Genomic DNA, 20,088 nt, shown 5'->3' on the forward strand with positions numbered 1-20,088 from the left:
TTAGTCTGGATATCCCTGAGGATGACGGGACTGCCAGTGCCAGGTGTCCTGCGCCATTTCATCGAGATTACGGGTTACGCGCCAGTTCAGATCCTTGTCAGCTTTGGAGGCATCGGCCCAGTAGGCCGGGAGGTCGCCATCGCGACGCGGAGCGAAATGGTAGTTAATCGGTTTGCCGCAGGCTTTGCTAAAGGCGTTCACCACGTCAAGCACGCTGCTGCCTACGCCGGCACCGAGGTTATAGATATGCACACCGGCTTTGTTCGCCAGTTTTTCCATCGCGGCGACGTGGCCATCGGCGAGGTCCATCACGTGGATGTAGTCGCGTACACCCGTGCCGTCAGGCGTGGGGTAGTCGTTACCGAAAATGGCCAGCGATTCGCGGCGGCCAACGGCAACCTGCGCGATATACGGCATCAGATTATTCGGGATGCCCTGCGGATCTTCACCCATATCGCCAGACGCATGTGCGCCCACCGGGTTAAAGTAGCGCAGCAACGAAATGCTCCAGTCCGGCTGCGCTTTTTGCAGGTCGGTCAGAATTTGTTCAACCATCAGTTTGCTTTTGCCATACGGGCTTTGCGGCGTGCCGGTAGGGAAGCTTTCAACGTAAGGGATTTTAGGCTGGTCGCCGTAAACGGTCGCAGAGGAGCTGAAAATGAAGTTTTTGACATTCGCGGTACGCATGGCAGAAACCAGTCGTAGTGTTCCGTTGACGTTATTGTCATAATACTCCAACGGTTTTTGTACCGACTCGCCAACAGCCTTCAGACCCGCGAAGTGGATCACCGCCTCGATGGCATGATCGGTTAAGATCGTGGTCATCAATGCTTCATCGCGAATATCGCCTTCCACGAACGTGGCTTTTTTGCCGCCCAGACGTTCGATCACCGGTAGGACGCTGCGTTTGCTGTTACACAGGTTGTCAAGAATGATGACATCATGGCCCTGTTGCAGCAGTTGCACGCAGGTATGACTTCCAATGTAACCGCTACCACCCGTAACCAGTACTCTCATTTTTCGCTCCATTAGGCATATGGTATGTAATGAAGATAGCATACCAGAGAAGGAAAAAGTGTGACATGGGATAAATTAGTGGAATCGTTTACACTGAATAAATCAACGCGATGTTAGTTAATATTTTTTATTTATCAGTTGGTTACGTCTTATCGTATAAATCTTAAAAATGGGCACTGATTTTTTGTGTAACGTCTGACGTTGCGCCCGCGCAGTCAAGCCGCACTGGCGCAACCGGGGAGGGGGTGATTAGTCGTCAGATTTTTTACGGAACAGCAAGTGTTTCAGCCCTGCCCCTGCGGCAATCAGGCCAAACATAGCAATTTTCCAGAATTTAAGCAGCGTGATGCCAATCATCGCCAACAGGCCAACTTTTTTCGCGGCAATACCTCCAATGAGTGCGGCCAAACCATATTCAGCCAGTTTATCGGTTTTAGCGTTGTAGTCGCTGTAACGCTGACCCTGGTTAAAGCTGACCGTATTAAGCAGCGTTTTCGTCAACGGTTTGGCGGCTTCCACGCTGCCGCGATCGGTAATCAGATTCAGCTCGAAGTAACCCTCACGACCCAGCAAATAAGTATTGTAGTTAACGCCTTGTTCGTTCACGGGCACATTGCTGCCAATGTCTTGCAGCGCGGCAGACCAGATTAAACGGTGAGTTGTAGCATCATAGGTGGGTTTTTCGACCCAGCCAATGACCTCTATTGCCGGAATTCCTTTTTTCACGCGATCTTTATTGCCCTCTTTTGTTCCTTCACGCAGGCTTTTGAGTAATTCATCGGCATCCCAGTCTTTTGCATCATCATCTTTGATATAACCGGAATTGTCATAATCAATAGAAATAAAGCCATCGATATTTTTATGGAACACCAAACCATAAAAATTCTCATCGTCGACGTAATTTCCCAGCTCCGTCATAAATACGGACGATTCTTTCGGCGGGAAATAGACATAATCTTTGGGTAATTGAATGGAGGCTTTTTTGCCCAATGGGATGGTCGCCGGGCCGGGAACCGCTACACGCTGCATGGCGGCAAAGGCAATCTCGGCGGGGTCTTCGGCTTGCTGCGGTTCTGGTTGATTCGCCGCAAAAACCTGAAAAGATAATGCAAAAAGGAAACTGAAAAAAATGCAATGTGCGTGGGGAAACCTAAACGACAGATTCATGTATTTTCCTGTAAATAACACAGCCGACGTCATTGTCAGCGCTAAAATTAAAAGAGCGTTGGGATTCTATTCCTGACGCTCTGTTTTCACTTTTTAGATTTTGTTAATACAGGATTAAGGTTGCCTTTATATATAATCAGGGCTCCTCAAAGGGAACCCTGATATTTATATTTTACCTACCTGGTAGCGATATCCCTCACCCTCGGCAATAAATTCCAATCGATGGGTAATACAGTCTGGCGCATCTTCCGCATGGTGTGAGACAAACAGTAACTGCGTTTTCCCCTCGCTGATCAACACATCAATAAAGCGGCGCACCAGCTGGCGGTTGAGCGGATCCAGCCCTTGCAGTGGTTCATCAAGAATCAGCAACGTCGGGTGTTTGACCAGCGCACGAACGATAAGCGCCAGCCGCTGCTGTCCCCATGACAGACTGTGAAACGGCGCATCGGCGGTACGCGCATTCATACCGAGAATCGCGAGCCACCGATCGACCAGCTTACGTTGTTTATCCGACACCGCCTGGTAAATGCCGATGGAGTCAAAATAACCGGAAAGAATGACGTTACGTACCGTGGTGCTAACGCGGTAATCCAGATGCAGACTACTGCTGACGTAGCCGATATGTTTCTTGATATCCCAGATGGTTTCGCCGCTGCCGCGACGGCGGCCAAACAGCGTCAGGTCGTTGCTGTAACCCTGCGGATGGTCGCCTGTCACCAGGCTTAACAGCGTCGATTTCCCCGCACCGTTAGGGCCGACAATCTGCCAGTGCTCGTTGGGCCCAACTGTCCAGCTCAGGTGATTGATAATGGGCCGATCGTTATAGGAGACGACGCCGTCACGCAGCACAATGCGTGCTTCATCGTCGGCAAGCAGCAAACGTGCAGAAGGGGCGTCAGGCTCGGGCAAAGTCATGCCGCTCAGTTTTTCACTGTGTGCCAGTTGGGCGACGAGCGTTTGCGCCAGCAGCGCATTTTTTTCGCCAGTTTCGATGAGTGAACATTCGGCCAGCACCCCGGCAAAGGGCACAAAATCGGGGATATCATCAAAGCGGTTGAGAACCAGCACCAGCGTATAACCGGCCTCACTGAGGCTGGCGAGATGCTCTGCCAGTTGCTGGCGGGAGGCAACGTCGAGCCCGTCAAACGGCTCATCGAGGATCAATAAATCGGGTTCCGCCATCAGCGCCTGACACAGCAGGGTTTTGCGCGTTTCGCCGGTAGAGAGATATTTAAAGCGCCTTTCCAGTAAATGGCTGATGCCAAAACGGTCGGCGAGCGCTGCGCAACGTGTCGCGTTTTTGACCTCATCCTGAATGATTTCTGCGGTAGTGCGGCCAGTGTCATCCTCGCCGGGGCTGAGCAAATCCGTGTTGTTGCGCTGCCATTCCTCGCTCACTAGTTTCTGCAATTGCTCGAAGGAGAGGCGGGTGATACGTGTAAACTGACACGTGCGGGTTCCGGAAAGGAGCGGCAGTTCTCCCGCCAGCGCACGGGCGAGTGCTGATTTGCCGCTACCGTTGCTCCCGACAAACGCCCAGCTTTCACCGGCGCGCAGGGTCAGTTGCTCAATTTTTAGCGTTTTGGTGTCGCTAAGACGAAACGTGCCTTGCGAAATTTGCAATGATGACATTGTGTATCCCATTTTTTGCAGCGATTTTTATCAGGGATACGTCTTTCACATCATGATGTCAATGGCATCAGCACAACGTGGCGAGAATGATGCGGTCAGCATTAAAATATGCTGTGACCTCGGCACCTTCTTCCAGTTCTTCGGCTTTCTTTAGCGGCAATGTCGCACACAGAGTCTGCCCGTCCGGCAGCGTCATTAGTACCTCGCACTGTTCGGTGCCGCGCTGGATATGGCTGATACGACAGGCAAGCTGGTTGTCCGCATCGCGGGCTTGCGACGGATCGCGCGTAACGCTGACCCAAGGCGCCTTCAACAGCACCAGTACTTCCTGGCCTTCATCCAGACCAAGGCGTTCGCCGCTTTGCGCGGTGATGGCAACTTTCAGACGGGTTTCACCGTCGGCCAATAAAATATCCACATGCTGCTGCACCTGCTGGTGGTCGCGACGGGTGACGGTACCAAACCACTGGTTGCGGGCGCTGGTTTGCAGGGAAAAACGGGAAATGGCGGCCAGCAGACTATCGAGGGGCAGGGCGTCATCATCGCTCAGCACGTCGAACGCTTTTTGCTGAATTTGTGCCAGCAGGTCGTAAAGCTGAATAAGACGCTGGCCATAACGCGTCAGCACCGCGCCGCCGCCGCCTTTCCCGCCCGTTGCGCGATCCACCAGAGACTGTTCGCTCAACGTATTCATTTCATTGATGGCATCCCAGGCGCTTTTATAGCTGATGCCGGCGTTCTTCGCGCCCTGGCTGATGGAGCCGGTTTGCGCAATTTGTTTCAACAGCGAGATGCGACGCGGGTCGGCAAACAGACGTTGCTGAAGCTTGAGGGTGAGGAGAATTTCTGCCTGCATAAAGAGCGTCCTGAAAAAGGGGTTATTGTGACTGAAATGATGGCAAGGGCAAAGCGCATCGCACAAAAGGGAGTGTTTTTCTCCTGAAGATGGTTACAATAAGGTAAACGTAATGTCTGGAGTAAACCATGTTAGAACTGCTGAAAAGTCTGGTTTTTGCCGTAATCATGGTACCTATCGTAATGGCAATCATTATGGGGGCGATTTACGGACTCGGTGAAGTGTTCAACGTCTTTTCTGGCGTTGGTCACAAAGATAATCGCCCGCAGAACCACTGATTTCCCCCAACGCCCGGTCTATACCGGGCGTTTTGCTTTCAAGCTCCCCGCATTTTTGCCGATAATACCCCTTAAAAGTAATGAATTAACGCTAGGAAACGGTCTGGCTTGTCGCTATATTTGTCGATATACAACGATATTCACAGGAGTTTCAAATGGCAGGTTCATGGTTACGTTTGGTTGCAGGGACTACGCTTGCGCTCTCAGTGGCGGGCCACGCCCTGGCGGATGACGGCAAAATCACCGTTTTCGCTGCAGCATCGCTGACGAATGCAATGCAGGATATTGCCAAAGCGTATAAGAAAGAGAAGAACGTGGATGTCGTCTCTTCGTTTGCCTCTTCTTCTACGCTTGCGCGTCAGATTGAAGCGGGGGCACCTGCGGATCTCTTTATTTCTGCCGACCAGAAATGGATGGATTACGCGGTAGATAAAAAGTCTATCGACACGGCGACGCGCAAAACGCTGCTCGGCAATAGTCTGGTGGTGGTCGCGCCTAAGGCCAGCGCGCAGGGCGATATAACCATTAATGCCAAAACCGATTGGACGAACCTGTTGAAGGACGGACGTCTGGCGGTAGGCGATCCGGATCACGTGCCGGCGGGCATTTATGCGAAAGAAGCGCTGCAAAAACTGGGTGCCTGGGATACCCTGTCACCAAAACTGGCCCCGGCGGAAGATGTGCGTGGCGCACTGGCGCTGGTAGAGCGCAGCGAAGCACCGCTGGGTATCGTCTACGGCTCTGACGCTGTGGCCAGCAAAGGCGTGAAAGTGGTCGGTACGTTCCCGGAAGATTCCCATAAGAGAGTGGAATACCCGCTGGCGATTATCGACGGTCATAAAAAGGCTACCGTGACCGCGTTCTACGACTATCTGCAAGGGCCGCAGGCTTCAGCCATCTTTAAACGTTACGGATTTACCACACAACAATGATATTGACGGATCCCGAATGGCAGGCGGTGTTGCTGAGCCTGAAAGTATCAACTCTCGCGGTGTTATTCAGTTTGCCCTTTGGTATCTTCTTTGCCTGGCTGCTGGTGAGGCGTAATTTCCCCGGTAAAGCCTTACTCGATGGATTCATCCATCTTCCGCTGGTGTTGCCGCCGGTGGTGGTGGGTTATTTATTGCTGGTGGCGATGGGGCGACGCGGTTTTATCGGTGCCTGGCTTTATGACTGGTTCGGCCTGACCTTTGCTTTCAGTTGGCGCGGGGCCGTGATGGCCGCAGCGGTGATGTCTTTTCCGCTAATGGTACGCGCGATTCGTCTGGCGCTGGAAGGGGTGGACATCAAACTGGAACAGGCAGCAAGAACGCTGGGCGCGGGGCGCTGGCGGGTGTTTTGCACCATTACGTTGCCGCTGATGCTACCCGGAATCATCGTCGGCACCGTACTGGCGTTTGCCCGCTCGCTGGGCGAGTTCGGGGCAACCATTACCTTTGTCTCCAATATCCCTGGCGAAACCCGCACCATTCCTTCCGCCATGTACACCCTGATTCAAACGCCTGGTGGTGAAAGCGCGGCGGCAAGGCTGTGTCTTATCTCGATTGCGCTGGCGCTGATTTCTCTGATGATTTCAGAATGGCTGGCGCGCGTGAGCCGTCAACGGATTGGGGCGTAACGCATGCTCGAACTGAACTTTAGCCAAACGCTGGGCTCGCACTGCCTGACTATTCATGAATCGCTGCCTGCCAGTGGGATCACCGCCGTATTTGGCGTATCCGGCGCGGGGAAAACGTCGCTAATTAATGCCATCAGCGGTCTGACTCGCCCCGAGAAAGGGCGCATAGTGCTTAACGATCGTGTGCTGAATGATGCCGAAAAAGGCATCTGCCTGGCCCCGGAAAAACGCCGCGTGGGCTATGTCTTCCAGGATGCGCGTCTTTTTCCTCACTATAAAGTGCGCGGCAATCTGCGGTATGGCATGGCTAAAAGCATGGAGAGCCAGTTTGATAAACTGGTGGCGCTGCTGGGGATTGAAGCACTGCTCGAGCGTCTGCCCGGAAGCCTGTCCGGTGGCGAGAAACAGCGCGTGGCGATTGGTCGGGCGCTGCTCACCGCGCCAGAACTTCTGCTACTCGATGAACCGCTCGCCTCGCTGGATATTCCGCGTAAACGCGAGCTGCTGCCGTATCTGCAACGCCTGGCGCGTGAGATTAATATTCCGATGCTTTATGTCAGCCACTCGCTGGATGAAATTCTTCATCTGGCGGACAAAGTGCTGGTACTGGAAGCCGGTCAGGTTAAAGCCTTCGGTAATCTGGAGGAAGTCTGGGGCAGCAGCGTGATGCATCCCTGGCTGCCGCAGGATCAGCAAAGTTCGATTTTACGCGTCACGGTGCTGGAGCATCATCCGCATTACGCGATGACCGCTCTGGCGCTGGGCGATCAGCATGTGTGGGTGAATAAACTTGAGCGCCCGCTTCACTCTGCCGTGCGCGTACGTATTCAGGCAACGGATGTTTCGCTGGTACTGCAACCCTCACCGCATACCAGTATCCGCAACGTGCTGCACGCCAAAGTGATGCAATGTTACGATAATAATGGCCAAGTGGAAGTGCAGTTAGACGTCAGCGGCAGAACGCTGTGGGCGCGGATTAGCCCGTGGGCGAGGGATGACCTGGCGGTGAAGCCAGGCCAATGGCTCTATGCGCAAATCAAGAGCGTGTCGATTACTGCCTGATCACAGCAAGCGGGTATAGATAAATTCGGCGATGGTATCGGTGGTGTTATCGCCAATCACCACGTTGGCGCGCGCTTTCACCGCGTCGTCGGCATTTCCCATCGCTACCCCCATTCCAGCCGCCTCCAGCATGCTGATATCGTTGAAGTTATCGCCAAACGCGATGACGTCTTTCATCGACAACCCTTGTGATTCCACCCACTGGGTTAGACGCTTGCCTTTGCTGTTTCCCTGGCGAGCGATGTCCACTTGATCGTGCCATGACCATTCGCACTCAAGCTGTAACGTCTCTTCAACCTGCTCGCCGAATTTTCTCAGTTTCGGCAGGTCTTCATCGGTCAGGGCAAATTTCCAGACGTTTTTCACCTCGCTCGCGGCCCGTGCCAGAGAATCGACCTGGGTGAAGGACGGACGCTGTGCTTCCGGCAAAGACTGCGCCCAGTTGCTGGTACGTACGACATGCCCGGTGGGATACTGATACATCATGGTGTCATCCACATACATCAGGCCATGGATGTGATATTCATCCAGCATCGCGATAAGCTGCTGTGCTTTGTCGACCGGCATAGGATCGGCTTCTAACACTTTTTTCGCATGATAATCATACAAATAGGTGCCGTTACAGCAAATTGCCGGTGTTTCTAACGCCAGCGCCTGATAAAACGGGTGAATGGCAACGTGATGGCGCCCGGTGACGATGAGCAATTGGTATCCCGCCTCTTGCGCGCGCTTCAGCGCTTCCAGCGAGGAAGGCAGGAGCGTTTTTTTCGGAGTGAGTAGGGTACCGTCCAGATCCAGGGCAATCACACGTGCAGTCATAGTAGGGTCTCAAGTCAGATTAAAATCACTGCCCAGGATGGTACACCGACTCGCCTGTGCAGCAAAATGGCGCGGGCAAATTCCGCATTGCCCGCTAAAATGACGACCCGTCCATTATTTCTCAAATAAGTCCGGTGCCCAGGGGGTGGGATCCAGTTCCATAAAGGGTGCGCGTTCAAATTTTGATTTCAGCGCCCAGGGTACCGTGCAGTCAAACACGGTTTTGCAGGTAATGCCGTTACCGCGAATAGAGTGACTGTATTCAGGTGACTGGGAAGGATCCAACTGATGACCCCTGAGCCCCGGTAAGTTCGTAATGCTGACATCGCCCTGCATGCGTGTCGTCATCGCCCAAAGGATGTCATCGCTATCAAAGATATCGACATCTTCGTCGACGAGAATAATATTTTTGAGCTCGGAATAGGTGGCAAGTGCAATGAGCGCGGCTTGCCCCTGGCGTCCTTCATCGGAAGCCTGACGTTTTTTGACCTGCAAAATCCCCAGGAATTTACCGCCGCCTGCCGTATGCGCATAGACATTTTGCAGGAAACCAGGAATGGCCTCTTCCACGGCATTTCGGATGCTGGCTTCCGTGGGCAGACCGGCAAGCGTTGTATGCTCTTCTCCGGGCCCGACCAGTGTTTGCAGGATAGCCTGACGACGCATGGTGACCGCTTTCACTTTGATGACCGGCAGGGAAGGGTTAGCTTCACCACAATAACCGGGAAACTCCGGCATCGCGTGTCCGGAATCCGTGTGCTGATCTTCACGAACGCGAACGCCTGGCAGTAATTCCCCTTCAATAATAATTTCCGCGCGGGCGATCGCTTTTTCATTTACCGCCACGCCCTGCACCAGTTCGACCGGAGATTGACGAAGCGAACCCGCAACGCCCAATTCGTTATAACCAAACGGCGTGGTCGGCGCTTCAAAGCAGGCACCGATATAAATTGCTGGATCGAGCCCCATATTAATGGTCACCGGTAAAGGCTTACCGGCCTCTTCTGCTTTTTTTCTGAAGACTTCGATATGCCGTCCTGCGGCCAGGAACATCGACAGTTCATCCCGTTCCTGTACACACAGGCGATGGATAGTGACATCCGTCAGCGACGCGTCCTGCGGATCGCTGGCTAAAACCAGGCCCAGGCAGAAAAAAGGCCCGGCATCAATGGGCGTGTTGGTGGGGGCGGGAAGCAGTTTGCGCAGGTCAAAGTCAGGGTCATCAGCGTACCAGACTTGCTCCTGGCATGGTGCGTGTTCGGCAGGAACCACGACCGGCGCGATGGGATTTTTTACCGCCTGACCCACATGCTGTGCCAGTTCGGAAGGCTTGCAGCCGAGAAGCAGCGCTGCGCGTTCACGGCTGGCGTGCATCCCGACCAGAATACGCGAATCAGGGTAGCCTTTAATGCTATTAAACATCATCGCCGGGCCAGTTCGGGTAGGGCGTTTTACCGTACCGCCCGCGCCGATGTAGCGATAAACGCCGGCGAGTTCTGCTTTAGGATCAACCGGATGGTCTGTTTCTCTGTATTGGCCTTCATGCTGTTGTAACACGGCAATGGCGCTTCTCAAATCGTTAATCTGCTGTTCCATACATCCTCCTTAAAATGAATAACCCTATTTTTATGCGAAAGAGGAATGTCATCAATTGCATCATTAATGCTAAATTGATAATAAAATTCATATCAATTTTATGAGGTAGTGGCTGATGCAATTTCGACTCATGCGCCACTTTATTACCGTTGCCGAAGAGCTGCACATGCACCGGGCTGCTGAGCGCCTGAATATGGCGCAGCCTGCGCTGAGCCAGCAGATCAAAACGCTGGAAGAACGTCTCGGGGTTACGCTCTTTCATCGCGCGCACCGCCGTTTAACGCTGACTCCGGCGGGTGAAGCCTTTCTGCAGAAATCGAAAGTCGCGCTGCATATGGTTGACGAGGCCATCCTTGATGCCCGCCAAACCGCACGTGGCGAGCAAGGGGTATTGAATCTGGGCTGTGTCTCAAGCGCGATGCTCGATGAAAAACTGCCTGCAGTTTTACGCACGTTACATGCGCAGTGGCCGAATATTACGCTTTCGCTGACCACGGGGAATGTACAAACGCTGTACGCCTCGCTACAAAGAAACCAACTGGATGCGGCTATTATTCGTGCGCCATTACCTTTATTACCTGAAGAGTTGCAATGTAAAACCTTCGCCTCAGAGAAAACCGTCCTCGCGCTGCCTTGTCAGCATCCTCTTGCCGGTTCGGCGGCGCTAACGCTCGCTTCTCTCAAGGACGATGAGTGGATAACGCTGCGCGATCCTGAGGGTATCGGTCTGGAGCAATATTTTCATGATGCGTGTCGTCAGGCGGGTTTTCATCCGAGAGTCGTACAATACGCGACTGAAGTCTCTATGGTCATCAGCCTGGTTTCAGCAGGATTGGGTATTGCGCTGCTACCGATCTCTGCAACCGCCGTACGCCTGGAAAATGTGGCCTATATTGACATTATTGATAGGCTCAACGAGAGCGAGCTGACGTTGGTGTGCCACCGGATTGTTCGCTCGGAAGTGCTAAAAAAGTTCCTTACGACGCTTCAGCGCCTGTGACCGGGCCTGTCCACGCTTGTGGAGATGCAGGGTCTATACTTTTAATCTTGCATAAAGCAGAAGAAATGATGTGCTAAATTATTGATTTCCTTGTCGCGTTATGGTGTGTTGTATCGCTGATTGTCGTTTGAACGTTATGCTTCAATATTCGTTAACCTATTGGAGTAGAATGGATTTCCATTTTCTGAGGTGTAGTCATGAAACAAACCGTTTATACCGCCAGCCCCGAAAGCCAGCAGATCCACGTCTGGTCGCTGGGCCATGATGGCAACCTGACGTTGGTTCAGGTGGTGGATGTACCGGGTCAGGTGCAGCCGATGGTGGTAAGTCCTGATAAACGTTATCTGTATGTGGGCGTACGCCCGGAATTTCGCGTGCTGGCCTATCGTATTGCCCCGGACGATGGTGCACTGACATTTGCCGCCGAAGCGCCGCTACCGGGCAGCCCGACGCATATTTCAACCGATCGCCAGGGTAACTTCGTCTTCAGTGGTTCTTATAATGCCGGGTGCGTCAGCGTGACGCGTCTGGAAGACGGTATTCCGCGCGAAACAGTAGATGTTGTTGAAGGGCTGGAAGGCTGTCACTCGGCGAACATCTCCCCGGATAACCGTACCCTGTGGGTTCCGGCGCTGAAGCAGGATCGCATCTGCCTGTTTACCCTGAGCGACGACGGGCATCTGGTTGCGCAGGAGCCTGCTGAAGTCACCACCGTTGAAGGGGCGGGCCCGCGTCATCTGGTGTTCCATCCGAATCAGCAGTACGCGTATTGCGTGAACGAGCTTAACAGCTCGGTTGATGTGTGGGAGCTGAAAGATCCCTACGGCAAAATCGAGTGCGTACAGACGCTGGATATGATGCCGCCTGATTTCTCCGATACCCGCTGGGCGGCAGATATCCACATTACGCCGGACGGTCGTCATCTCTACGCCTGCGACCGTACTTCCAGTCTGATTACTGTTTTCAGCGTCTCTGAAGATGGCAGCGTGCTGGCAGTAGAAGGTTTCCAGCCGACGGAAACCCAGCCGCGCGGTTTCAACATCGACCACAGTGGTAAATATGTGATTGCCGCCGGGCAGAAATCGCATCATATCGCGGTGTATGAAATCAAAGGTGAACAAGGTTTACTGGAAGAGAAGGGCCGTTATGCTGTCGGGCAGGGGCCAATGTGGGTGGTGGTTAACGCGTATTAAGCGTTGAGCTTATGCTGATAATAAAAAACCTCGCCGCGGCGAGGTTTTTTCGTTAACAAAGTGCGCTTTGTTCATGCCGGATGCGGCTTCGCCTTATCCGGCCTACAAATACACCGATAGTAGGCCTGATAAGCGTAGCGCATCAGGCAATTTTGCTAACCGTAAAGCTTACTGCTTCGGCTCTGCCAGGAGCGTGCTTCCCACGCCGCGGTTGTTGAATTCCCACATGCGGTTGAAGTTACGGTCGTTCAGGTCACGCTGCACATTCCCTTTATCGTCTTTCGCGCCGGTGTTACCTGCGAATGGACGTTTGGAGATTGCCGCGTCGGCCCACGGTTTGGCCATGTTAAAGCCTTCGTTGATTACGCTGTCGCGAATAACGACCTGACCGTTGGTGTTGCCATCAACGTCCAGAGAGCGGCCCAGTTGTGCAACGTTATCGCCGGACGCGGTAAAGCGACTGTTGATAGCCAGGAAACCGTAATAGATATTTGACTGAGTCGCCGGTGCGAAGACGTAGCCTTCCTGCTGAGTGCGCGAGTTCACCACGCGGAAGTCGGTGTTATCGAATACCACGGCGCCACGGCCAGAAACGATGTCCACATCCCCTTCGAGGTAGCTGTTGCTCACCAGTGTGCGGGTCTGACGGTCGTTTTGCAGGCGGTTGTTGACGCTGCTGTTGGTCACAAAGAAGGTATTCTGGCGGCCCAGAATGTTCACCTTATTGATTTGTACCTTATCACCATCGGTGCGCAGAGCCACTGCCTGATGCGTACCGGCATCGACGCTGTCGCCAAGGTTATTTTCAATGGTCAGATTCTGCAGTTGCAGGCCGTTGTTCTGTGACCAGAAGACCGCTGAACACATCACGCCGATGGTTGCGCTACGTTTGCTCTGGCAGTTGTCATACATATACCAGGACGGTTTGCCCGGCATGTATTTTCCGGCCGGGTTGACCAGATGACGCCAGGCGGCAGGCGCCATTTCGGAGTCGATTGCCAGGCCAATTTTCACGTCGAGCGGTTTTTCGCCCGTACCGTACAGCGTGATGCTGCCCGGAGCCGCTGGAACATAGACGGTACCCTGATACTCGCCCGGCATAATCGCAATGTACTGGCGCTTGCTGCTGTGACGCGCAATGGCGGCATCGACGGCGGCCTGGATGGAGGTGTGCGTTACGCCCTGCTGGCCCGCTGCGCCGACAACGAAATCAGGTTGAGCCGGGGTGCTAATAGAAGACGGCGACCAGGCCGCGCCATTAGGATCGAGGGCAGTGAAGTAACGTGCGGCAACGAAGTTTTGCGCTTCATCTGCGGATAAAACCGGACGGGATGACGTCCCCGGTGCGGCCTGTTCAGACGGGCGTTGATCCGCAGGGGTTGAGCTGCAAGCAGTCAGTGTCACGCCGAAAGCCAATGCCAGCGCCAGACGGGAAACCGATAAAGTGTTCATGTTGCTCCAGGCTAGTTGAGTAAAAGGGTTCCATTTAAACCAGCCTTTTTATACTAAGTTGAGCGAAACGGGAAGATGTGCTGCACAAAAAAGCGCAGTGACTGATGTAAAAGGTTTTTTAGACAGGATTAGGGCCGGAATGTAGCAATACATTCCGGCAATCCGATTAGCTGAACAGGGCCGTAATTGAAGCGCTGCCGAGCGTATGGAAATGGACGTTAAAGCCAACCATCGCGCCGCTGGCGTTTTCGTCAACGTCGATGCGTTCCACATCCAGCGCGTGGACGGTAAAGATATAGCGGTGCGTTTCCCCTTTCGGCGGCGCGGCACCGCCGTAGCCCGCTTTACCGAAGTCGGTGCGCGTCTGAACGGCACCTTCCGGCAGAGCGGCAATGCCGGAACCCGCGCCCTGCGGCAGCACGCGCGTATCGGCAGGCAGGTTTGCCACGACCCAGTGCCACCAGCCGGAACCGGTCGGCGCATCAGGGTCGAAACAGGTCACCACAAAGCTTTTGGTGCCTGGCGGAACTTCATCCCACGCCAGATGCGGAGAGAGATTGTCACCTTCATAGCCCATGCCATTAAACACCTGACGTTGCGGCAGTTTTTCGCCCTCACGCAGGTCATGACTGACTAAAATCATCATTGCCTCCTTAATCTACTGATTAATAAAGCAGTGTAGCCTTAGAGAGGCACATTTACCGGGCATTAATCGATAAAAAATGTGTCAGTATCCAGCGCTTCACACATCGCGCGGGTGAGGCGACTTAATTGGTCTGTGGAAATGATATACGGCGGCATCAGGTAGATAAGCTTACCAAACGGGCGGATCCACACGCCCTGTTCGACAAAGAAGCGTTGCAAGGCGGCCATGTTCACCGGTTTGCGAGTTTCCACGACGCCAATCGCCCCCAGCACGCGAACATCCGCCACCTGCGCCAGGCTTTTCGCCGGGGCAAGTTCACGACATAACTGTTCTTCAATCGCTGCAACCTGCTGCTGCCATTCCCCGCTCTCCAGAATTGCCAGGCTTTCCGTCGCTACCGCGCAAGCCAGCGGATTACCCATAAAGGTTGGGCCATGCATAAAGCAGCCCGCTTCGCCGTTGCTGATGGTTTCAGCCACCAGCCGGGTGGTGAGCGCGGCGGAAAGGGTCATGGTGCCGCCAGTGATCGCTTTCCCCAGGCAGAGAATATCAGGCGTGATACCCGCATGTTCACAGGCAAACAGTTTTCCGGTGCGGCCAAATCCGGTCGCGATTTCATCGGCAATCAGGAGAATGCCTTCCCGGTCGCACATCTTACGAATACGTTTGAGCCACTCAGGATGATACATACGCATCCCGCCCGCGCCCTGCACAATGGGTTCGAGGATCACCGCCGCAATTTCATGACGATGCGCGGCCATCAGGCGGGCAAATGCCACCATATCGCGTTCATCCCATTCACCGTCAAAGCGGCTGGCGGGGGCTGGCGCGAACAGGTTTTCCGGCAGGTAGCCTTTCCACAGGCTGTGCATGGAGTTGTCCGGGTCGCAGACCGACATCGCGCCAAAGGTATCGCCGTGATAACCGTTGCGAAAGGTCAGGAAACGCTGGCGTGGTTCGCCTTTGGCCTGCCAGAACTGCAATGCCATTTTCATCGCCACTTCCACCGCCACGGATCCGGAATCCGCCAGGAAAACGCATTCCAGCGATTCTGGCGTCATCGCCACCAGCTTGCGGCACAACGCCACCGCGCTGGGATGGGTAATGCCACCAAACATCACATGCGACATCTGGTCAATCTGCGCTTTCATCGCCGCATTCAGACGCGGGTGATTGTAGCCGTGAATTGCGGCCCACCACGATGACATGCCGTCAACCAGTTGTTCGCCGCTCGCCAGTTGTAGCTCGCAGCCGTGTGCGGAAACCACCGGGTATACGGGAAGCGGGGCGCTCATCGAGGTGTAGGGGTGCCAGATATGCTGTTGATCGAAGGCGAGATCGTCCGTTGTCATAATCGACTTGTAAACCATTTTGAAAAGTTTTAGGTTTACGAGTATAAACCGATCCGAAAATTAACAAAACCCCCGGAGAAGCCAATGGCTAACCCTTTACGCTGGACAATGTCGCAGGTCACCGAACTTTTTGAGAAACCGTTGCTTGATTTGCTGTTTGAAGCGCAGCAGATCCATCGTCAGCATTTTGACCCGCGCCAGGTGCAGGTCAGCACCCTGTTGTCGATTAAAACCGGCGCATGCCCGGAAGATTGCAAATATTGCCCGCAAAGCTCGCGCTATAAAACCGGGCTGGAGAGCGAGCGCCTGATGGAAGTGGAGCAGGTGCTGGATTCGGCCCGCAAGGCGAAGCTCGCCGGTTCCACCCGTTTCTGCATGGGCGCGGCGTGGAAAAACCCGCACGAGCGCGATATGCCTTACCTTGAACAAATGGTGCAGGGCGTGAAAGAGATGGGCCTGGAAGCCTGTATGACGCTCGGAACGTTGTCCGATTCGCAGGCGCAGCGCCTGGCATCGGCGGGGCTCGACTACTACAACCACAACCTGGACACCTCGCCGGAATTCTACGGCAATATCATCACTACCCGCAGCTATCAGGAGCGCCTCGATACGCTGGATAAAGTGCGCGATGCCGGTATCAAAGTCTGTTCCGGCGGGATTGTGGGTCTTGGCGAAACGGTTACCGATCGCGCGGGCCTGCTGCTGCAACTGGCGAATCTGCCGACGCCGCCGGAAAGCGTGCCTATCAACATGCTGGTGAAGGTGAAGGGCACGCCGCTTGCGGATAACGAAGATGTTGATGCTTTTGATTTTATTCGCACTATCGCCGTGGCGCGCATCATGATGCCGACCTCGCACGTGCGCCTTTCTGCCGGACGTGAGCAGATGAACGAGCAAACGCAGGCGATGTGCTTTATGGCCGGGGCGAACTCGATTTTCTACGGCTGCAAACTGCTGACGACGCCGAACCCGGAAGAAGATAAAGACCTGCAACTGTTCCGCAAGCTGGGCCTGAACCCGGAACAAACCACCGTTACCGCGGGCGATAACGAACAGCAGCAGCGCCTGGAGCAGGCGTTGATGACGCCGGATACCGAAACGTATTACAACGCGGCGGCGGTATGAGCTGGCAGCAACGCATCGATAGCGCCTTAGCGCAACGGCGAGAGGCAGATGCCTTGCGTCGTCGTGTGCCGCTGGCTCAGGGCGCCGGGCGCTGGCTGGAGTGTGAAGGTCAGCGCTACCGCAATTTCTCCAGTAATGACTATCTGGGGATGAGCCAGCACCCTAAGGTGATCCGCGCCTGGCAACAGGGCGCGGAACAGTACGGCACAGGCAGCGGCGGTTCTGGTCACGTCACCGGGTTCAGTCACGCCCATCGCGATCTGGAAAATGAACTCGCCCAGTGGCTGGGCTATCCGCGCGCGTTGCTGTTTATCTCTGGTTTCGCCGCCAATCAGGCGGTGATCGCCGCGCTGATGAGTGAAAAAGACCGGATCGTCGCCGATCGTTTAAGCCATGCCTCGCTGCTGGAAGCTGCGGCGCTAAACCCGGCGGCGCTACGCCGTTTTCAGCACAACGATAGCCAGCATCTGGCGCGTTTGCTGAGCAGTGCTGTCGAGGGGCAGCAACTAGTGGTGACCGAAGGTGTCTTCAGCATGGACGGCGATAGCGCGCCGTTGGCGAACGTCGCTGAGGAGACCACGCAGGCAGGCGCATGGCTGATGGTGGATGACGCGCACGGTATCGGCGTGAAGGGCCCGCAGGGGCGGGGAAGTTGCTGGCAACAGGGCGTGCGTCCTGAGTTGCTGGTGGTGACCTTCGGTAAAGCCTTTGGCCTGAGCGGTGCGGCGGTGCTGTGTAATGAATCGCTGGCTGATTATCTGCTGCAGTTTGCCCGTCATCTGATTTACAGCACCTCGATGCCCCCGGCACAAGCGGTGGCGCTGCGTGCGTCTCTTGACGTGATTCGCAGCAGTGAGGGCGACGAGCGGCGGGAAGTCCTGGCGCAGCATATCGCACATTTTCGCGCGGGCGCGCAGGGGCTGGACTATCAACTCACGCCATCGGATAGCGCTATTCAGCCGCTGATTGTCGGCGAGAACGCGCGTACGCTTGCCCTGGCGAAAACGCTGCGCGAAAAAGGCTGTTGGGTGACGGCAATCCGCCCACCGACCGTACCCGCCGGAACCGCGCGTTTGCGTTTAACCCTCACGGCGGCACATACACGAGAAGATATCGACACATTGCTGGAGGTGCTGCATGGCGTCCGTGAATAAACAGGCGGTGGCGGCGGCCTTTGGCCGCGCGGCGACGCACTATCACCAGTTTAACGAACTTCAGCGCCAGAGCGCGTCACATCTGCTTGAACAACTCCCGGTGCGCACGTTTGCCCGTGTACTGGACGCCGGCTGCGGCCCCGGTAGCTATAGCCGCTACTGGCGTGAACAGGGCTGTGAAGTCACCGCGCTGGATCTCTGCGCTGAAATGCTTGTGCAGGCGCGCCAGCAGCAGGCGGCACAGCACTACTTGCAGGCGGATATTGAAGCCATTCCGTTGCCCGACGCCGGGTTTGACCTGGTGTGGAGCAATCTTGCTGTGCAGTGGTGCAGCGATATCCGCATTGCGCTGGCCGAGCTTTATCGCCAGTTGCGTCCCGGTGGCGTACTGGCCTTCACCACGCTGACCGCTGGATCGTTGCCCGAGCTGAATCAGGCCTGGCAGGCGGTGGATGCGCACCCCCATGCGAACCGTTTTCTGCCGGAGGAGACACTTCGACAGGCGCAGGCGGGCTGGCAGCAGCACAGTAGTGCCCGCTCAATAACGCTGCTCTTCCCTGATGCGCTGAGCGCGATGCGCTCTTTGAAAGGCATTGGCGCGACGCATCTGCATGAAGGCCGGGCGCGCGAGCCGTTAACCCGCAGCAAACTTCAGCAGCTGCAGCTGGCGTGGCCAAAAGTTGAGGGGCAATGCCCGCTGACCTACCATCTTTTTTCTGGAGTGATTACGCGTGATTAAACGTTATTTTGTTAGCGGCACTGACACGGAAGTGGGGAAAACGGTGGCCAGCACAGCACTGCTACAGGCCGCGCGGGCACTCGGATACCGGACAGCAGGCTACAAACCTGTCGCTTCTGGCAGCGATGAAACGCCTGACGGACTGCGTAACAGTGATGCGCTGGCATTGCAGCGCAATAGCGTGCTGCCGTTGGCCTATGACGTGGTGAATCCCTACACCTTCGCTGAACCCACGTCGCCGCACATTATCAGCGAGGTGGAACAGCGCCCGATCGAAGCGGATGTTCTGTCGGCGGGTCTGCGCACGCTGGAAGCGCAGGCGGATTGGGTATTAGTGGAAGGCGCGGGTGGCTGGTATACGCCGCTTTCGCCCCATCTGACGTTTGCGGATTGGGTGCAGCGCGAGCAATTGCCGGTGATTCTGGTGGTCGGCATGAAGCTGGGCTGTATCAACCATGCGCTCCTGACCGTGCAGGCCGTCAAGCAGGCTGGCCTGAAGCTGGCGGGCTGGATAGCCAATGATGTCGAGCAGCCAGGGAAGCGTCACCAGCCCTATCTGGCGACGCTGCAACGGATGATTGATGCGCCGATGCTGGGCGAAATCCCCTGGCTGGGCGCGACGCTGGCAGAGCACGACCTGGGTCAGTATCTTGACCTCAGTGCCCTGTCCCGGGCGTCATCCACGTTTTAATCAACTGCTCATCAAGCTGCGCCACGCCGCCCTGGGCCACGTTTCTGCCGCGATGTAACAGGCAGAAACGGTCTGCCACGCGCTGAATAAACGGAAGCTGCTGTTCTGCGAGCAATATCGTCAGCCCAATCTCCCGATTCAGGCGCAGCAGCAAATCCCCCAGCCGATGGATAAACGCGTGGCCCACGCCGCGCGTCGGCTCATCCAGGATCAGCAGCCGTGGCCGTGTGACCATCGCGCAGGCCAGGGCTAATTGATAACGGTCATCCTCCGTGAGAGCAGAGCCCTTAAGTTGCCTGAGCGCATACAGAGAGGGGAAGAGTGCGTAAATTTCCGGACTCACTGTTCCGCTGTTTTCCCCCGCCGCTTTGAGAGCAATCAGCAAATTCTCTTCCACGCTAAGCTGCGAAAAAATGCGTTTATCCTGAGGCACGTACCCGATCCCAAGCGTTGTGCGCCGCACGGGCGATAGGGGCATTAAATCGCAGGGGGGCGAACCGGTTTGCTGCCAAATCATGCTGCCGCTTTCAATGGGCTGATGACCGGTAATACAGTTCACCAGTGTGGTTTTCCCCGTGCCGGGAAGGCCGATTAAGCAGGTGCACTCGCCGGAAGCCAATTCGAGATCGATGTTCCAGAGTGTGTGCTGGTTTCCGTAGAAATGATTGACTGCATGCAAACTCAACAT

Annotated in this window: 20 protein-coding genes; 10 read left to right on the top strand and 10 right to left on the bottom strand. The window is 55.2% G+C overall.

Translation table 11 applies throughout. The features are described from left to right. From galE to modE, 4 genes are all read right to left on the bottom strand, one after another. Complete coding sequence (gene galE / locus DBY68_RS06520; protein WP_108473855.1) at positions 1–1,017, bottom strand: UDP-glucose 4-epimerase GalE; 1,017 nt, start codon at positions 1,015–1,017, stop codon at positions 1–3. A 249-nt stretch (positions 1,018–1,266) separates the two neighbouring features. Continuing rightward, the gene (locus DBY68_RS06525; protein ID WP_108473854.1) at positions 1,267–2,184 is read right to left on the bottom strand and encodes a DUF2167 domain-containing protein; all 918 of its coding nucleotides are present in this window, start codon (positions 2,182–2,184) and stop codon (positions 1,267–1,269) included. Positions 2,185–2,349: 165 nt separating this feature from the next. Beyond that, positions 2,350–3,819 (bottom strand): molybdate ABC transporter ATP-binding protein ModF, encoded by a 1,470-nt coding sequence (gene modF, locus DBY68_RS06530; RefSeq protein ID WP_108473853.1) that lies wholly within the window; start codon positions 3,817–3,819, stop codon positions 2,350–2,352. 67 nt (positions 3,820–3,886) lie between these two features. Beyond that, entirely contained in the window at positions 3,887–4,675 is a 789-nt protein-coding gene (gene modE / locus DBY68_RS06535) for a molybdenum-dependent transcriptional regulator (RefSeq protein ID WP_108473852.1), read from the bottom strand. A gap of 128 nt (positions 4,676–4,803) precedes the next feature. On the opposite strand from modE, the gene DBY68_RS06540 reads away from it, so the two are divergent. From DBY68_RS06540 to modC, 4 genes are all read left to right on the top strand, one after another. Then, positions 4,804–4,953: an AcrZ family multidrug efflux pump-associated protein gene (locus DBY68_RS06540; RefSeq protein WP_108473851.1), complete on the top strand. Its 150-nt coding sequence runs from the start codon at positions 4,804–4,806 to the stop codon at positions 4,951–4,953. A 155-nt stretch (positions 4,954–5,108) separates the two neighbouring features. Further along, positions 5,109–5,885 (top strand): molybdate ABC transporter substrate-binding protein, encoded by a 777-nt coding sequence (gene modA, locus DBY68_RS06545; protein ID WP_108473850.1) that lies wholly within the window; start codon positions 5,109–5,111, stop codon positions 5,883–5,885. Next, positions 5,882–6,571: a molybdate ABC transporter permease subunit gene (gene modB, locus DBY68_RS06550; protein WP_108473849.1), complete on the top strand. Its 690-nt coding sequence runs from the start codon at positions 5,882–5,884 to the stop codon at positions 6,569–6,571. Before modA ends, modB begins: the two co-directional genes overlap by 4 nt. A gap of 3 nt (positions 6,572–6,574) precedes the next feature. Continuing rightward, on the top strand, positions 6,575–7,633 hold the full coding sequence (gene modC, locus DBY68_RS06555) for a molybdenum ABC transporter ATP-binding protein ModC (protein ID WP_108473848.1): 1,059 nt from the start codon (positions 6,575–6,577) through the stop codon (positions 7,631–7,633). On the opposite strand, the gene DBY68_RS06560 is transcribed toward modC, so the two are convergent. Next, entirely contained in the window at positions 7,634–8,452 is an 819-nt protein-coding gene (locus tag DBY68_RS06560; protein WP_108473847.1) for a pyridoxal phosphatase, read from the bottom strand. It abuts the gene before it with no gap. Positions 8,453–8,566: 114 nt separating this feature from the next. Further along, positions 8,567–10,048 (bottom strand): UbiD family decarboxylase, encoded by a 1,482-nt coding sequence (locus DBY68_RS06565; RefSeq protein WP_108473846.1) that lies wholly within the window; start codon positions 10,046–10,048, stop codon positions 8,567–8,569. 115 nt (positions 10,049–10,163) lie between these two features. Here DBY68_RS06565 and DBY68_RS06570 point away from each other — a divergent pair, with 115 nt between their 5' ends. Both DBY68_RS06570 and pgl read left to right on the top strand, forming a co-directional pair. Next, a complete protein-coding gene (locus tag DBY68_RS06570; protein ID WP_108473845.1) occupies positions 10,164–11,048 on the top strand; it encodes a LysR substrate-binding domain-containing protein in 885 nt (294 codons plus the stop codon). 197 nt (positions 11,049–11,245) lie between these two features. Then, entirely contained in the window at positions 11,246–12,241 is a 996-nt protein-coding gene (gene pgl, locus DBY68_RS06575) for a 6-phosphogluconolactonase (protein ID WP_108473844.1), read from the top strand. A gap of 168 nt (positions 12,242–12,409) precedes the next feature. Here pgl and DBY68_RS06580 read toward each other — a convergent pair whose 3' ends face one another. The 3 genes from DBY68_RS06580 to bioA all read right to left on the bottom strand — a co-directional run bounded on the left by DBY68_RS06580 (position 12,410) and on the right by bioA (position 15,691). Next, positions 12,410–13,693 (bottom strand): putative acyl-CoA thioester hydrolase, encoded by a 1,284-nt coding sequence (locus DBY68_RS06580; protein WP_108473843.1) that lies wholly within the window; start codon positions 13,691–13,693, stop codon positions 12,410–12,412. Between the two features lie 166 nt (positions 13,694–13,859). Beyond that, complete coding sequence (locus tag DBY68_RS06585; protein ID WP_108473842.1) at positions 13,860–14,336, bottom strand: kinase inhibitor; 477 nt, start codon at positions 14,334–14,336, stop codon at positions 13,860–13,862. Between the two features lie 65 nt (positions 14,337–14,401). Further along, positions 14,402–15,691: an adenosylmethionine--8-amino-7-oxononanoate transaminase gene (gene bioA / locus DBY68_RS06590; protein WP_108473841.1), complete on the bottom strand. Its 1,290-nt coding sequence runs from the start codon at positions 15,689–15,691 to the stop codon at positions 14,402–14,404. Between the two features lie 84 nt (positions 15,692–15,775). On the opposite strand from bioA, the gene bioB reads away from it, so the two are divergent. Genes bioB through bioD form a run of 4 tightly spaced genes read left to right on the top strand, consistent with a single transcriptional unit; the run spans position 15,776 to position 19,400 of the window. Continuing rightward, a complete protein-coding gene (bioB, locus tag DBY68_RS06595; protein WP_108473840.1) occupies positions 15,776–16,816 on the top strand; it encodes a biotin synthase BioB in 1,041 nt (346 codons plus the stop codon). Beyond that, on the top strand, positions 16,813–17,970 hold the full coding sequence (bioF, locus tag DBY68_RS06600; RefSeq protein WP_108473839.1) for an 8-amino-7-oxononanoate synthase: 1,158 nt from the start codon (positions 16,813–16,815) through the stop codon (positions 17,968–17,970). Before bioB ends, bioF begins: the two co-directional genes overlap by 4 nt. Next, positions 17,954–18,709: a malonyl-ACP O-methyltransferase BioC gene (bioC, locus tag DBY68_RS06605; RefSeq protein WP_108473838.1), complete on the top strand. Its 756-nt coding sequence runs from the start codon at positions 17,954–17,956 to the stop codon at positions 18,707–18,709. Before bioF ends, bioC begins: the two co-directional genes overlap by 17 nt. Beyond that, positions 18,702–19,400 carry a dethiobiotin synthase gene (gene bioD, locus DBY68_RS06610; RefSeq protein ID WP_108473837.1) on the top strand — a complete coding sequence of 233 codons (699 nt, stop codon included), beginning with the start codon at positions 18,702–18,704 and terminating at the stop codon, positions 19,398–19,400. The genes bioC and bioD overlap by 8 nt, the downstream gene beginning before the upstream one ends. Here bioD and DBY68_RS06615 read toward each other — a convergent pair. Beyond that, positions 19,366–20,088: an ATP-binding cassette domain-containing protein gene (locus DBY68_RS06615; RefSeq protein ID WP_108473836.1), complete on the bottom strand. Its 723-nt coding sequence runs from the start codon at positions 20,086–20,088 to the stop codon at positions 19,366–19,368. The two genes, bioD and DBY68_RS06615, sit on opposite strands and share 35 nt — an antisense overlap.

The sequence above is a fragment of the Pseudocitrobacter sp. RIT415 genome (assembly GCF_003057695.2).
Lineage (GTDB): Bacteria > Pseudomonadota > Gammaproteobacteria > Enterobacterales > Enterobacteriaceae > Pseudocitrobacter > Pseudocitrobacter faecalis.